Source organism: Rhodococcus coprophilus NBRC 100603, from assembly GCF_001895045.1.
GTDB lineage: Bacteria > Actinomycetota > Actinomycetes > Mycobacteriales > Mycobacteriaceae > Rhodococcus > Rhodococcus coprophilus.
Genome location: NZ_BDAM01000001.1, coordinates 96290 through 109732, shown reverse-complemented (window position 1 = coordinate 109732; position 13443 = coordinate 96290). Strand labels below are relative to the sequence as shown.

Annotated in this window: 12 protein-coding genes; 6 read left to right on the top strand and 6 right to left on the bottom strand. The window is 69.0% G+C overall.

Features of this window, described 5'->3' with window-relative positions:
* Window positions 1–128 precede the first annotated feature (128 nt).
* The 4 genes from soxR (at window position 129) to RDCOP1_RS00510 (ending at window position 4858) form a co-directional block, all read left to right on the top strand.
* On the top strand, window positions 129–578 hold the full coding sequence (soxR, locus tag RDCOP1_RS00525; RefSeq protein ID WP_072698142.1) for a redox-sensitive transcriptional activator SoxR: 450 nt from the start codon (window positions 129–131) through the stop codon (window positions 576–578).
* Between the two features lie 189 nt (window positions 579–767).
* Complete coding sequence (locus tag RDCOP1_RS00520) at window positions 768–2111, top strand: glycosyltransferase 87 family protein (RefSeq protein WP_072698141.1); 1344 nt, start codon at window positions 768–770, stop codon at window positions 2109–2111.
* A gap of 193 nt (window positions 2112–2304) precedes the next feature.
* On the top strand, window positions 2305–3348 hold the full coding sequence (locus RDCOP1_RS00515; RefSeq protein WP_072698140.1) for a tyrosine-type recombinase/integrase: 1044 nt from the start codon (window positions 2305–2307) through the stop codon (window positions 3346–3348).
* 136 nt (window positions 3349–3484) lie between these two features.
* A complete protein-coding gene (locus tag RDCOP1_RS00510; protein WP_072698139.1) occupies window positions 3485–4858 on the top strand; it encodes an NAD(P)/FAD-dependent oxidoreductase in 1374 nt (457 codons plus the stop codon).
* Between the two features lie 42 nt (window positions 4859–4900).
* Here RDCOP1_RS00510 and RDCOP1_RS00505 read toward each other — a convergent pair whose 3' ends face one another.
* Both RDCOP1_RS00505 and RDCOP1_RS00500 read right to left on the bottom strand, forming a co-directional pair.
* On the bottom strand, window positions 4901–5590 hold the full coding sequence (locus RDCOP1_RS00505) for a response regulator (protein ID WP_072698138.1): 690 nt from the start codon (window positions 5588–5590) through the stop codon (window positions 4901–4903).
* Complete coding sequence (locus RDCOP1_RS00500) at window positions 5587–6855, bottom strand: sensor histidine kinase (RefSeq protein WP_072698781.1); 1269 nt, start codon at window positions 6853–6855, stop codon at window positions 5587–5589. The genes RDCOP1_RS00505 and RDCOP1_RS00500 overlap by 4 nt, the downstream gene beginning before the upstream one ends.
* Before the next feature lie 259 nt (window positions 6856–7114).
* On the opposite strand from RDCOP1_RS00500, the gene RDCOP1_RS00495 reads away from it, so the two are divergent.
* On the top strand, window positions 7115–7525 hold the full coding sequence (locus tag RDCOP1_RS00495; protein ID WP_072698137.1) for a DUF6223 family protein: 411 nt from the start codon (window positions 7115–7117) through the stop codon (window positions 7523–7525).
* A 95-nt stretch (window positions 7526–7620) separates the two neighbouring features.
* Here RDCOP1_RS00495 and RDCOP1_RS00490 read toward each other — a convergent pair whose 3' ends face one another.
* The 4 genes from RDCOP1_RS00490 to RDCOP1_RS00475 form a co-directional block, all read right to left on the bottom strand.
* On the bottom strand, window positions 7621–9297 hold the full coding sequence (locus RDCOP1_RS00490) for an ABC transporter permease (protein WP_072698136.1): 1677 nt from the start codon (window positions 9295–9297) through the stop codon (window positions 7621–7623).
* Window positions 9294–10229, bottom strand: a complete 936-nt coding sequence (locus RDCOP1_RS00485; protein WP_072698780.1) for an ABC transporter ATP-binding protein — start codon at window positions 10227–10229, stop codon at window positions 9294–9296. The genes RDCOP1_RS00490 and RDCOP1_RS00485 overlap by 4 nt, the downstream gene beginning before the upstream one ends.
* Window positions 10230–10307: 78 nt before the next feature.
* Window positions 10308–10760 carry a PaaI family thioesterase gene (locus RDCOP1_RS00480; protein WP_072698779.1) on the bottom strand — a complete coding sequence of 151 codons (453 nt, stop codon included), beginning with the start codon at window positions 10758–10760 and terminating at the stop codon, window positions 10308–10310.
* A 283-nt stretch (window positions 10761–11043) separates the two neighbouring features.
* A complete protein-coding gene (locus RDCOP1_RS00475) occupies window positions 11044–11751 on the bottom strand; it encodes a hypothetical protein (RefSeq protein WP_072698135.1) in 708 nt (235 codons plus the stop codon).
* Between the two features lie 183 nt (window positions 11752–11934).
* On the opposite strand from RDCOP1_RS00475, the gene RDCOP1_RS00470 reads away from it, so the two are divergent.
* A complete protein-coding gene (locus RDCOP1_RS00470; RefSeq protein ID WP_072698134.1) occupies window positions 11935–13362 on the top strand; it encodes a FecCD family ABC transporter permease in 1428 nt (475 codons plus the stop codon).
* Window positions 13363–13443 lie beyond the last annotated feature (81 nt).

Here is a 13443-nt window from a genome sequence, read left to right as displayed (position 1 = left end):
CGCTCACCCGGACAGTCGGTACGGGTGAGCCGTCGTCGTATCTCCTGCGCGCTGCCGTCACACCTCGCATTTGGGTACTGTGCACCCAGATCGACGCGTGCAATCCCGATCGTCGGAAGGCTCTCACGATGTCTCCTGCCGTGTGGTTGACCCCCGGGGAGTTGGCCGCTCGGTCGGGTGTGGCCGTGTCGGCGCTGCACTACTACGAGTCGCGAGGGCTCATCGACAGTCGCCGGACGACCGGAAATCAGCGTCGGTACCGCCGCGACACGCTGCGGCGGGTGGCATTCATCCGGATCGCGCAGGGTGTCGGAGTGTCGCTCGACGAGATCAAGGCGGCCTTGGATTCGTTGCCGGACAGCCGGGTGCCGACCGCCGAGGACTGGGCACGGATGTCAGCGCTGTGGCACGGCGAACTGACCCGCCGCATCGACGCGTTGACCGAACTCCGGGACGATTTCGCAGGGTGCATCGGGTGTGGATGCCTGAGCCTGAAGATCTGTCCGCTGGCCAACCCTGGCGATGTGCTGGCCAGGGAAGGTCCGGGCCCACGGCGGTTGCCGGTCCGCGGCGACTGACCCATCGCCTGCACGTCGGAGACGGAACGGCCGAGAAGCCCCTACCCGGCCTCGGTGTCGCTGCGCCGCCGAGCGTGCCGCAAACTTCGGCTTCGCGCTGTGTCGGTGCGGCACCTGCACGTCTCCTCCCCCTAGGTTCGATCCATGGGGAGCCGAGACAGGAGTCGGATACACAAAGCAGGATCGAGAGTGCCGAGGTGGTGGCCGGTCGCGGCGGTGATCGGTGCCGGCGTCGCGTTCGTCGCCCACGACCGGCTGCTGGGGTTCACCGACTACTACGGCCTGTTCGGCAACGGGGTCGACGCGCTGGTGTACCGGCACGGCGGCCTGACCGCGCGTACCTCCGATCCGCTGTATTCCTTTTTCCTGTTCGAGACCTTGCCGTTCACGTATCCGCCGTTCGCTGCGCTGATGTTCGTGCCCTTGTCGCTGCTTTCCGTGGCGGGCACCGCCATCGCGGTGAACCTGGTGAATCTGGTGCTGTTGTACCTGGCGGTCCGGCTGAGCTGGCGAGCGCTCGGCTACGAGGATTCGGTCCGGATGCGGGTCGTGAGTGTCGCGTCGGCGGTGGCGCTCACCTGGATCGAACCGGTGCGGATGACCCTGTGGCTGGGGCAGATCAACCTGGTGTTGCTCGTCTTGGTGCTCTGGGATCTGTCCCGCCCGGAGCAGAGCCGCCTGCGTGGGATCGGCGTCGGCCTGGCCGCAGGCCTGAAACTGACCCCGGCGTTCTTCATCGCGTATCTCGTGGTGGTGCGACAGTGGCGCGCGGCTATGGTCGCGACCCTGACGTTTGCCGCGACGATCGCGGCGGGGTTCGTGATGATCTTCACCGATGCATGGCAGTTCTGGACTTCGGCGATCATTCGCTCCGACCGCATCGGGCTGATTTCCTCACCGGCGAACCAATCGGTGCGGGGCATCCTCGCGCGGGCGCTCCGCACGGAGGAACCTCCGATGTGGCTGTGGTTGCTGTGCGCCGGTGTAGTCGCTGTCGCCGGGCTGTGGGCCGCGCAGCTCGCCCACCGGCACGGCCGCCATCTGTTGAGCCTGACCGTGTGTGGGTTGACCGCGCCGATGGTCTCGCCGTTCTCGTGGGGTCATCACTGGGTGTGGGTGGTGCCGCTGCTGGTGCTGTGTCTGGACCAGGCGGTGCGGTGGGGCCGATGGTGGGGTTATCTGCTTCCCGTTGCTGCGGCGGTGCCGTTGTGCGCGTGGTACCGCTCCTACCCGGACGGTGTCGTCGCGATCGGAATCTTCATGACCCCGGGTGAGCCACTGGTGCGCACCCTGGTCCAATCCGCCTACCCCATCGTGTTCGCGGTGCTGGTCGCCGTCGTCCTGGTTGCCTACGGTCGTCGCACGCCGACACGCGCTGCCGTGCCCGACGCACAACAGGTACCGGACGCCGACCGGAGGCCGACGATGGTGATGGCGCCCGTGGTGATCACGCCATCCGTCGTCGACGACGAAATGACCACGGGCGGCACTGTTCGTGACGAAAGCAAGGATTCCCTCGCTCCGCGAGTGTGAGGCCTTCGAGTGTCGGTCGGAAAGTCCTGGCCGAGGCGTCGCAGCGCGGACGGAAGCCGGTCACGTCGGGGGTCTTCGGTCCCGCACCCCCAGGTGTGGTCCAGCGACACCACGTGCCCTTCGAGTCACGTCACACCCTCCTGCCACACTGGAATCGCACATGCGTACGACTGGCAGCAGGGAGGGTGCGGGAATGACGAGCCGGGACGAGCCGGGTCTGCTCGAGTGGGTCTCGTCGTATCTGGAGACACTGCAGACCGCGAAACGGTCCCCTCACACCCTCAAGGCGTATCGCCTGGACCTGCACGGGGTGTGCGCGCACCTCGCCGACGTGCATACACACCCCGTCGACGCATTGGCAGTCGGCGACATTTCGATCCGGGCGATGCGCTCGGCGTTCGCCGCGTTCGCGGCCGAGCGGCAACCCGCGTCGGTGCGGCGGGCTTGGTCGGTGTGGAACAACTTCTGCAATTTCCTGGTGTCCGAGGGGGTGTCGGAGGGCAACCCGATGGCGTCGATCACCCAACCGAAGAAACCGCAACACACCCCGAAGTCCTTCTCCCCCAATGCCATCAACCAACTCGTCGAAACCGTCACCGTCGAGGCGCAACGTCCGGCAGAGTCGGCGCGGGACTGGCCGCAGCGCGACCTGGCGCTGATCGCGACGTTGCTGCTCACCGGCATCCGGTCGGACGAGTTGATCCGGCTCGACGTCGGCAGCATCCTCGGCGGAGTCGAATCCCCGGTGCTGCGCGTGCTGGGCAAGGGCGCGATCGAGAGGGAGATCCCCCTCGAGGACAGCTGGACGGCGATCGTCTCGAGTTATCTCGAGGAACGCTATGCGCGGTTCCCGGCGCCGCGGCGGCAGGTGCGCGGCGAGCGCGACGATCCGGCCGTGTGGGAGCGGTATCCGGGTGCCGATCCGTTGTTCGTCGGCAGCGACGGGCTGCGCATCACGCGCGGCACCCTGCAGTACCGGGTGCGGCGTCTCTACCGGCGTGCCGGCATCGAATCCGAACGCAAACGTGGCGCGCTCGCGCATGCCCTGCGGCACACGTTCGCGACGAGTCTCGCCGACAGCGGCGCAACCATGGTGGAGTTGCAGCAGTTGCTCGGGCATCGGTCGTTGCAGACGGTGCAGATCTACACGTCGGCGACCGGGGATGCGGTCCGGCACGCGGCCCAGCACAACCCGGTGTACGGCCTGCTCGGCGACGCAGCGACCGGACCGCACTGACCCGCCGGGTCCGGGACGCGATCGTCCTGTGCTGCCGCGCGGCAACTGCGAGACTGGATGCTGTCCCACCCGCGTCGGCGGCCTGCCGTGGGGGTACCCACCACACTGGCCCTGCCGAAACAGTGAAGGAGCATGCATGAGTGTCCAGTCGGGTGAGTCTCGTCATCGTGTCGTCGTCATCGGATCCGGGTTCGGTGGGTTGTTCAGCACCCAGGCCCTCAAGAACGCCGACGTCGATGTCACGTTGATCGGACGAACCACCCATCATCTGTTCCAGCCGCTGCTCTACCAGGTGGCCACGGGCATCCTGTCAGTGGGCGACATCGCGCCGGCGACCCGGATGGTGTTGCGGAAGCAGAAGAACGCGCGGGTCCTGCTCGGTGAAGTCGAAACCATCGACCTCGAGAACAAGACGGTGACCTCGAATCTCCTCGAGCGGCGCACCGTGACCCCGTTCGACAGCCTCATCGTGGCGGCGGGTGCCGGCCAGTCGTACTTCGGCAACGACCATTTCGCCGAGTTCGCTCCGGGTATGAAGACGATCGACGACGCGCTCGAATTGCGGGGCAGGATCCTCGGGGCGTTCGAGCAGGCCGAATTGTCCGACGACCCGGACGAACGGACCCGGTTGCTCACGTTCGTGGTGGTCGGCGCGGGACCGACCGGGGTGGAACTGGCCGGGCAGATCGCCGAACTGTCGCGGCGCACCCTCCGGGACGCCTTCCGGCACATCGACTCCACCGAAGCGCGGGTCGTGTTGCTCGACGGCGCCCCGGACGTGCTTCCGGTGTACGGCGGCAAACTCAGCCGCAAGACCCGCCAGACTCTCGAACGCCTGGGCGTGCAGATCCAGCTCAACGCGATGGTGACCGATGTCGACGCGGATGGGTTGACCGTCAAGGAGAAGGACGGCACCGAGCGGCGCATCGAGTCGCAGTGCAAGGTGTGGTCGGCGGGTGTCGCCGCGAGTCCTCTGGGCAAGCAGCTCGCCGAGCAGTCCGGGGCGGAGATCGACCGGGCGGGCCGGGTGGAGGTGCTGCCCGACCTCACGTTGCCCGGTTATCCGAATGTGTTCGTCATCGGCGACATGATGTCGCTCGACAAGCTGCCCGGCTTGGCGCAGGTGGCGATGCAAGGCGGCAAGTATGCGGCGAAGCAGGTCATCGCCTCGGTGGAGGGGCAGGATCCGGCGCAGCGTCCGCCGTTCCGGTACTTCGACAAGGGCAGCATGGCGACCATCTCGCGGTTCAGTGCAGTCGCGAAGGTCGGCAAACTCGAGATCACCGGGTTCCTCGGCTGGATCGCGTGGTTGTTCGTGCATCTGCTGTATCTGGTCGGGTTCTCATCGAAGGTGTCGACACTGCTGTCGTGGGCGCAGGCGTTCTTCTCGACCGGCCGCAATCAGATGGCGGCGACCGAACAGCAAGTGTTCGCGCGGATCGCGCTCGAACGGGTACGCGCCGCCGAAGCCGAGCAGCCGCAGCCGCAGCCGCAGCGAGAAGTGGGATGACCGAGGCAGTCGCATCGACAGCCTCCGCCGTGACACCGGTTCCTACGGAGTGACGAGTCCCGTCCGGTAGGCGAGCACGACCAGTTGGGCGCGGTCGCGGGCACCGAGCTTGGTCATGGCGTGGCTGACGTGGGTGCGAGCGGTGGCCGGGCTCAGGAACAGCGACGCCCCGATCTCGTGGTTGCTCATGCCCTGCCCGACCAGCGCGAGAACTTCACGCTCGCGGTCGGTGAGCGCGTCGAGCTGATCCGCAGCTGCCCTGTCGGCCGGTCGGCGGGTGGTGAACTGCCCGATGAGGCGGCGGGTGATGCGCGGCGCGAGCAGCGCGTCCCCCGCCGCGATCACGCGAATGGCGTGCAGGAGCTCGGCCGGGCCGGCGTCCTTGAGCAAAAACCCGCTCGCGCCCGCCTCCAGGGCCTCGAAGACGTAGGTGTCGGTATCGTAGGTGGTCAGGATGAGGACCCGCACATCGGTGAGGCCGGGCGTGCCGGCGATCTGCCGGGTGGCCTCGATTCCGTCCAGGTGCGGCATCCGGATGTCCATCAGGACGACGTCCGGGCGCAGGGCGCGGGTTTTCGTCACCGCGTCGGAACCGGTGGCGGCCTCCCCGACCACGGTGATGCCGTCCTCGGTGTCGAGCAGCAGCCGGAACCCGGATCGGACGAGTTGTTCGTCGTCGGCGAGCAGCACCTTGATCTCGGCGCCGTCCGGTGTCTCCGTCTCCCCGCTCATACCGTCGTCGCTTCGGTCGGGGTGACGGGGAGCCGGGCGGTGACTGCGAAGCCGCCGTGTGGGAGCGGGCCGGCATCGAGGCGACCGCCGAGCAGTCGGCAGCGCTCCCGCATCCCCGTGAGACCGTGACCTGGTCCCTTCGGCTGTTCTTGCCGCTCGGTCCGCGGATCGGTGGTGAGTGTCGGCCGTCCCTCGTCGGAGACCCGCACCTCGACGGTGTCGGGGCTGTACTGCAACGAGATCGTCACGCGGGTCGTTCCGACGTGGCGGATCACGTTGGTGATCGCCTCCTGCACGATGCGGTACACCGCGCTGCCGACCGCGGCGGGTAGCGGCTGCGGAGGTGGGGGCGCGTCGATGGTCACCTCGAGGCCCGCCTCGCGTGCCCTCGCGGTGAGGTCGTCGAGTTGCGCCACTCCGGCGCGCGGAGCACGTGGCTCGAGGTCGTCTGCTCCCCCGCCGTCCGTCACGTCGTCGCTCGAACTCTCGGCCCGCAGCACGTCGAGGATCGCTCGCATCTCGGCGAGGGCGCGCGCACTGGTCTGTTCGATCACTTCGAGGCTTTCCCGGACGCGTTCGGGCCGTTTGTCGAGAACGTGTGCGGTGACACCGGATTGGATGTTGATGACGGCAATGGCATGTGCCACGGTGTCGTGCACTTCCCGGGCGATCCTGAGCCGTTCCGCGTCGACCCGGGCGCGAGCTTCCTCGTCCCGGGCGCGTTCGGCGAGCGCGGCCCGCTCGAGCGCCTGCGTTGCCAGGTGTTTCCTCGCCCGCACGCTCTCTCCGAGCGCGGCGCTCATCACGGAAGCGCCGATGCGGAAGTAGACCCAGCCGACCGCGGCCGGGGGCTCGACGTCGGCGGCGGCGATCAGCCACACCACAGCCAGGGCGACGATGCCCCCGCCGGCCAGTTGCAGCGTGCGGTGCCCGTCGCCGTACGCGGTGAAGGTGTAGAGCGCGACGAACAGCGCGAGCCATCCGGGTCCGTCGGGGAAATCGAGACCGTAGTAGACGACGCTGGTCAGCGCGGTCACGGCGAACACTGCGGCCGGATGACGGCGGCGCACCGCCAAGGCGGCACCGGAGACGATCAGCAGCAGATAACCGAGATTGCCGAGATCGGACAGGGGACGCAGCACGACGTCGGGTTGGCCGCTGTTGCGCACCACCGTGCCCTGGACCTGCATCACCGTGACGAACAGCGCCAACAGCAGGTCCTGGATACGGGCAGGCAAGCGGAACGACGCAACGCGATCCTGCATGCAGTGATCATAGGATTCCCACGCCCGGTACACGTGGGGTCGGCAGCGTAAAGCGGCTACGTCGACGGTTGCGGATCGGTGCGCGTGGTGTACGGCGGAGGTCGTAGTGGTCGGCGCGCGCCGGCCGATGACGCGCCGGGTCCCCGGGCGCGACGATCGAAGGTGTCCGATCAGCACGGATACCGGAATGCATAGGACAGGAACGGAACAGTTCCTGCGGACTGCGCGCCGGTGGCCGTCATCGACCGAAAGGATCGTCATGTCTGTCTTCGAGGTCTCCGCCCCACTGCTCGAGCCCACGTTCCTGCTCGAGCCCACGTCCGTCGCTGCCGGGTACGAACTCGGTGTCGGCCGGACGGTACCCAGCGCCGCGGCAGTGCTCGCGCTGCTCGGCGTCGTCGCCGGCGCAGTGGCTCTGAGGCGTACCCGCCGCTCCGGTACGCACCCCAACCTCTCGTGGATCGTCGCGGCGTTGGCGACCGGAGCGATCGGTGTGATTGTCGGCGGGATGCACGGCGCGAACGCCGCCGGCGGTCCCAACACCGGCAACGGAGTCGTCGGCGCCCTGTTCGCCGTGGTGCTGGGAGCGGTCGCCGTGGTCCTCGGCGGCCTGAGTCTGGCTCGTTACCGCCGCACCGAGCGCGTCACCGGAGCGCTGTCCGACTCGTGACGATGCGGGGACGTTCAGAGCGCCGCTCGGCGGCACATCCGGGTCCCTTTCGCGAAACACTCACCGTCCGGAAAGTCTCACATCCCCAAAGGTTTTCACGACATGGTGAGGTCCCGGCGCCGGAACGCCATCACCCCGGCCGCACACAACGCCACCGCGATCACCGCGAGGACGACCAGCGGCCCGGCCGTGATCGCAGCGGCCGGGACGGCGGGGATGTGGGTGAACGGTGAGACGTTGCGGACCGTCTCGGGAATCCCGAGCAGCGGTCCGAACAGCCCGATGACCAAGCAGATTGCCAGCACACCCCAGGACAGTGCGATCGACCATGCAGGCAGCGCTCCGATGAAGAGCACCACCGCGCCCGCGACGACCAGGATCGCGGGCGCGAACACCAGGGCGGCGCCGGTCAGGCGTCCGACGTGGCCCGGCGCATCACCGACGATCAGCCCGTGCCCCAGACCCATCGCCGCGCCGGTGAGCGCCTGCAGCGCCACGATGCCGACGGTGACCAAACCGACGTGAGCGAGCATCCACCGGGGCCGGCTCAGGGCGGTGGCGAGGACCGGTTCGAGCCGGCCGGCGGTTTCTTCCCCGCGCATCCGTAACAGCGCCTGCACCGCGTATCCCGCAACCGCGACCGCCATCATTGCGAAGATTGCCGCGAAGTAGGCGTCGATCAGGTCGGAGACGCCGCCCCCACCGAGGTCGGCGAGAAGTTCGTCGCCTTGGTCCCCGTCGCCGAGGAAGTCGTCGATCTGATCGGCCACCGCCCCGTATACCAGCGCCAGCACGACGATCCCGAACGCCCACCAGAACCAGATCGTGCGCTGGATCCGCCACGCCGACCCGGTCGCGGTGGCCAGTCCGCGGGGTGCACGGGCGGGTCCGGGCCGGGTCGGGACGAGTCCGGACCCGATGTCGCGGCGGCCGGTGAGTACAACGGCGACGGCCCCAGCAGCCACGGAGAACACCAACGGCAGCAGCAGAACCCACCAGGCGTTGTCGTCGTAGGGCCGTATCTGTTCGGCCCACCCGATCGGAGAGAGCCAGCTGAGCCATCCGGCCACCACCCGGGTGCCGTCACCGGTGACCGTCCCGGTCATGTCGCCGACCGCCCGCAACAGAAACGCCACACCGAGTGCGGCGCCGGCGAGACCGTTCGCGGTGCGGGCACCGTCGGTGATCTGGGCAGCGACCGCGGCCACCGCCGCGAACGCGAGACCGGCGCCCGCGACCGCCGCGCCCAGCGCCACCGATCCGCTCACCGGAAATCCCTGCACCACCAGCACGAAGCCACCGACGGCGCCGAGAATCACGTTGGTGGCAACGGCGACGGTCAACGCGGCGGTGAGCAGCGCCTGCCGGCCGACGACCGCGGAACCGATCAGTTCGGCGGAGCCCGTTTCTTCGTTCTGGCGGGTGTGCCGGACCACCAGCAGGATGGTCATCAACCCTGCGGCGAGCGCCAGCGGCATGACGATCTGACTGGCCAGCACCGCACCGGTGGTGTAGCCGGACACCAGGCCGTTGGTGGCCAGCGCCACCGGAGACGCCGCCGACGCGACCGCGACCGTGCGCAGTTCGGCGGCGGTGGGGTACAACCCGGCCACACTCGAGGCGGAGAAGGCGAGGATCGCGGTGAGGGCGACCAGCCACACCGGGAGCCGGATCCGGTCGCGGCGCACCGCGAGCCGCACCAGTCGGCCGGTGCCGGCGAAGCGTTCGGCACGCATGGTTGCCGGTGGTGCCGGGGCGGCTGCGGTGGTCATCGCGGGGCCGCACCGGATTCGGCGCGGCGGTGGCGGTCGGTTTCCCGCACCCGTTCGTCGCCGTAGTGGCGCAGGAACAGTTCTTCGAGGGTCGGCGGGGTGGACGTCAGCGAGACGATTCCGAAGGTCAGCAGGTGTCGCAGCACCGTGTCGAGTGCGGTGGTGTCGGCCTCGCAGCGGGTGTGCACACCGTCGAGGCGGACATCGTGCACTCCGTCCAGTTCGGTCAGTCCGGTGACGGGACGGGCAGTTTCGACGGTGATCGAAGTGCGGGTGAGGTGCCGTAGCTGGGTGAGCGTGCCGGTCTCGACGGTGCGACCCTCCCGGATGATGCTGACCCGATCGCAGACCGCTTCGACCTCTGCGAGCAGGTGGCTCGACAACAGCACCGTCTTCCCGGCGGCGGACATCTCACCGAGGCAGTCCTGGAATACCGACTCCATCAGCGGGTCGAGTCCGGAGGTGGGCTCGTCGAGGATGTAGAACTCGACGTCCGACGCGAACGCGGCCACGAGCGCGACCTTCTGACGGTTGCCCTTCGAGTAGGTGCGGGCTTTCTTCGTCGGGTCGAGTTCGAAGCGGTCGAGAAGGTCGGCGCGGCGGGTTTCGTCCAGCCCGCCCCGCAACCCGGCGAGCAGATCGATCGCCTCTCCGCCGGTGAGGGTGGGCCACAAGTTCACGTCGCCGGGCACGTAGGCGAGGCGCCGGTGCAGCGACACCGAGTCACGCCACGGATCACCGCCCAGCAACCGGACCTGTCCCGAATCGGCGCGCAACAGACCGAGCAGCACGCGAATGGCCGTCGATTTACCGGAACCGTTGGGGCCGAGAAATCCGTGAATCTCGCCCGCTTCGACGGTCAGGTCGAGGCCGTCGAGGGCACGCGTCGGACCGAACGTCTTGACCAAGTGCTCGACCGCGACCACCGTCATGGTCGGCATGCTACGCCCGTCGGGGTGCCGCGGCGCACCTTCGGCGCCACCCGGTGGGACTGCCGGACGGCGGACCGGTCAGTTGCCGAGATGCGCGGCGTCGGCGATGTTCGCGAGTCGCACCTGGCCCTGGGCGACGAGGCGGTCCTGCTCGTCGGTGATGGTCACCTTCCAGAGCTGCTGGGTGCGGCCGCGATGCACGGGGGTGCCGATCGCGGTGAGGACGCCCTCACGGGTGGCACGGAGAAAATCGGTGTTGTTGTTGACCCCGACGACGGTGCCGCGGTCGGCGAACCACGCGGAGCCACCCACACTCGCGAGCGTCTCGATCACCGCGCAGTACACGCCACCGTGCACAATTCCGAACGGCTGGTGCTGGTTCGGGGTCACCGTCCAGCGCGCCCCCACTCGATCAGGTCCGATCTCGAGGAACTCGAGACCGAGGGCGGTGCCGAACCCGTTGGCGTTGAGCGCCGTGGCGGCAGCCGGGTCGTGCAGCGACGTGGGGTCGAGCCGGGGCTGATCGGTCATGCGGTCTCTCCGTTGCGTGCGGGGCCGCGTCCGGTGGATCCGGGCGCCGGTGGCCACCGAACGATGGTAGGGCATCGCGGTTTTCGGTCACGTCGCGTGCTTCGGTTGCGCGGTGTGTTCACCGGCACCCGCTCCCGATAGACACAGGCGGGATACGCAGACGGCGGGTCCCACGATTTGTCGTGGAACCCGCCGTCCGGATGGACCCGGGAATCACTGCAGCCCTCAGGACTCCGGCGCGGTCCGTTATTCGCGAACATCCCCACTATAGGGAAGGCTGCCCTTATTTCACAAGGCCTCGGACCGGAAACCCTGCTGCGAGCAGCGCGTCGAGAAGAATCTGCCCGCGGCGCGCGGCTACCCGCCGGGATCCGCCGCCGAGGATCGGAAGTTGTGCCGCACCGGTCACCACAGACCGCCCCACCATGGCCCAGAATCGCGGGCCGTCGAGGGGTGCGCAGCGATCGACGCCGGCGTGGACCTCGGTCAGCGCGGTGACGGCGCGGTGCGCGGTCCACACCGCCATCGCCTCCTCGCACGGCAGCACCACCACCTCGCGGGCACCGGCGGCGCGGTCGTCGGGCAGCACGCGCAGGGTGTCGTCGGCGACACCCGCCCAGTCGATGCACCCGTCGCTGTCCTGGTGCAGCCACAGGTTGTCCAGCCCGGGATCCCACACCCTGCCCTCGAGGACGTAGGGGGCGAGCACCCGCCCGATCACCGCGTGGACGAGCGCGGCAGCGACCTGCTCCGCGGCGATCCGGGGATCGTCGACGTCGGCGAGTGCACGCGCACAGAGCAATTGGATGCGGTGGGTGCGTTCCGGACCGCCGAGGTGCCACCAGCGCCGGCGCGGTTCCTCCTCGACACACGCCACCGCATACACACGCGGCGCTCCCACGGTGAGTGCTTCCAGCCGCCGGCGCGTGTCGTCGAACGCGCGGACGGGGGTGGGAGCGGCCGTGGGTGACGGCAGCAGCAGAGTCGTCATCCGACCTCCTGATCGACTGGCCCATTAATTAGGTAAGCCTAACCATTTCACTCCGGGGCTGAAGCGCGCAACCCCGACGTTCCCGTTCCCGGGCGCCCCTCCCGCCGTCACATAGGATTCCGTAACCTAACTCCTAGATCCGCAGTCCCACTCGCGATCACTCCCGAGGAGCACCCCGCGCACGTGACCACCACCCCCCACCGCGACGCCGCACCACCGGCGCCCACCCCGACCGCCCCACCCACCACTGGGCGTCGCGTCGCCGCCGAACTCCTCGACCTCGCACTGGCCGCCCTCCCCCTCGCCATCGGCGCCCTGGTGGTCGACACCCTCGGCGACGCACGCGGCGGCGGGCAAGCCGACCGCATCGTCTTCGGCACCGCCGCCGTCCTCGTCGCCGCAGCAGTGCTGTGGTGGAATCGCGGACTCCGCGAAGGCCGCACCGGACAGAGCTTCGGCAAACAGTGGCTGGGTCTGGTCACCCGCGACACCGTCACCACCGCACCGGTCGGCGCCCGGGCCGCACTCCTGCGGCGCGGCACCGAAACCGTCACCGTCAAGGCCGCCGTCCACGACGGCTTCGCGCCCCGACCGGCCGACACCAGCCTCTCCGCGATGCGCCGCCGACGGCTCCTCGGTCTCGCCGTCCTGGCGGTCCTCCTCGTGCTCGTGCTGCTCGCCAGCATCGCCGTCGGCGCCCGGCCGATGTCCTTCGCCGAGGTCTACCACGCGCTGGCCGTCAACGACGGCGCCGAAACCGACCTGATCGTGCACTCGCTGCGCATCCCCCGCACCCTGCTCGCCCTGGTCGTCGGGATCGCGCTCGGCGTCGCCGGTGCCCTCATCCAGGGCCACACCCGCAATCCCCTCGCCGACGCCGGACTGCTCGGCATCAACGCCGGCGCCGCCTTCATGGTCGTGCTCGCCATCTATCTGTTCGGCGTGACCACCCCCGCCCAATACCTGTGGTTCGCCTTCGCCGGCGCGATGCTCTCGAGCGTCGTCGTGTTCGGGTTCGCCTCGATCGGCAACGGCCGCTCGAGCCCCCTGAGCCTGGCCCTTGCCGGTGCCGCCGTCGCCTTCTTCCTGCAGGCGATGATCCAGACCATCGTGCTGCTCGACCAGACCAGCCTCGACGGCTACCGGTTCTGGGTGGTCGGGTCGGTCGCCGGCCGCGGCATGGACGTGTTCTGGCAGGTTCTGCCGTTCCTGATCTTCGGGCTCGTCGTCGCCATCGCGGGGACACCGTCGCTCAATGTGCTCAGCCTCGGCGACGACGTCGCCCGCTCCCTCGGCACCAACGTCGTCCTCACCCGTGTCGTGGGCATCGCCGCCATCACCATCCTCACGGGCGCCGCCACCGCGGCCTGCGGACCGATCGCCTTCGTCGGGCTGATCGTCCCGCACATCGCCCGCGCGATCACCGGCCCCGACTACCGCTGGCTGCTGCCCTACGCCGGGTTGCTCGGAGGCGTCCTGCTCGTACTCGCCGACGTGATCGGGCGCATCGTGGTGCGCCCCGGCGAACTGCAGGTCGGGATCGTGCTCGCACTCGTCGGCGCCCCGTTCTTCATCGCCCTGGTGCGACGCCGGAAGCTGGTGGCACTGTGACCACCACCCCCGGCACCGAAACCCCCGCACCCCCCGCACCCCCGGCCGACGGCGCGCGGCGCCGCTCCCCGATCCATATCT

Excerpts from the sequence above, each read along its gene's own strand:
- RDCOP1_RS00500 (WP_072698781.1), bottom strand. The coding sequence starts at position 6,855 with ATGCAGGATCGCGTTGCGTCGTTCCGCTTGCCTGCCCGTATCCAGGAC.
- RDCOP1_RS00505 (WP_072698138.1), bottom strand. The coding sequence starts at position 5,590 with ATGAGCGGGGAGACGGAGACACCGGACGGCGCCGAGATCAAGGTGCTG.
- RDCOP1_RS00480 (WP_072698779.1), bottom strand. The coding sequence starts at position 10,760 with ATGACCGATCAGCCCCGGCTCGACCCCACGTCGCTGCACGACCCGGCT.
- RDCOP1_RS00495 (WP_072698137.1), top strand. The coding sequence starts at position 7,115 with ATGTCTGTCTTCGAGGTCTCCGCCCCACTGCTCGAGCCCACGTTCCTG.
- soxR (WP_072698142.1), top strand. The coding sequence starts at position 129 with ATGTCTCCTGCCGTGTGGTTGACCCCCGGGGAGTTGGCCGCTCGGTCG.
- RDCOP1_RS00510 (WP_072698139.1), top strand. The coding sequence starts at position 3,485 with ATGAGTGTCCAGTCGGGTGAGTCTCGTCATCGTGTCGTCGTCATCGGA.
- RDCOP1_RS00515 (WP_072698140.1), top strand. The coding sequence starts at position 2,305 with ATGACGAGCCGGGACGAGCCGGGTCTGCTCGAGTGGGTCTCGTCGTAT.
- RDCOP1_RS00490 (WP_072698136.1), bottom strand. The coding sequence starts at position 9,297 with ATGACCACCGCAGCCGCCCCGGCACCACCGGCAACCATGCGTGCCGAA.
- RDCOP1_RS00485 (WP_072698780.1), bottom strand. The coding sequence starts at position 10,229 with ATGACGGTGGTCGCGGTCGAGCACTTGGTCAAGACGTTCGGTCCGACG.
- RDCOP1_RS00475 (WP_072698135.1), bottom strand. The coding sequence starts at position 11,751 with ATGACGACTCTGCTGCTGCCGTCACCCACGGCCGCTCCCACCCCCGTC.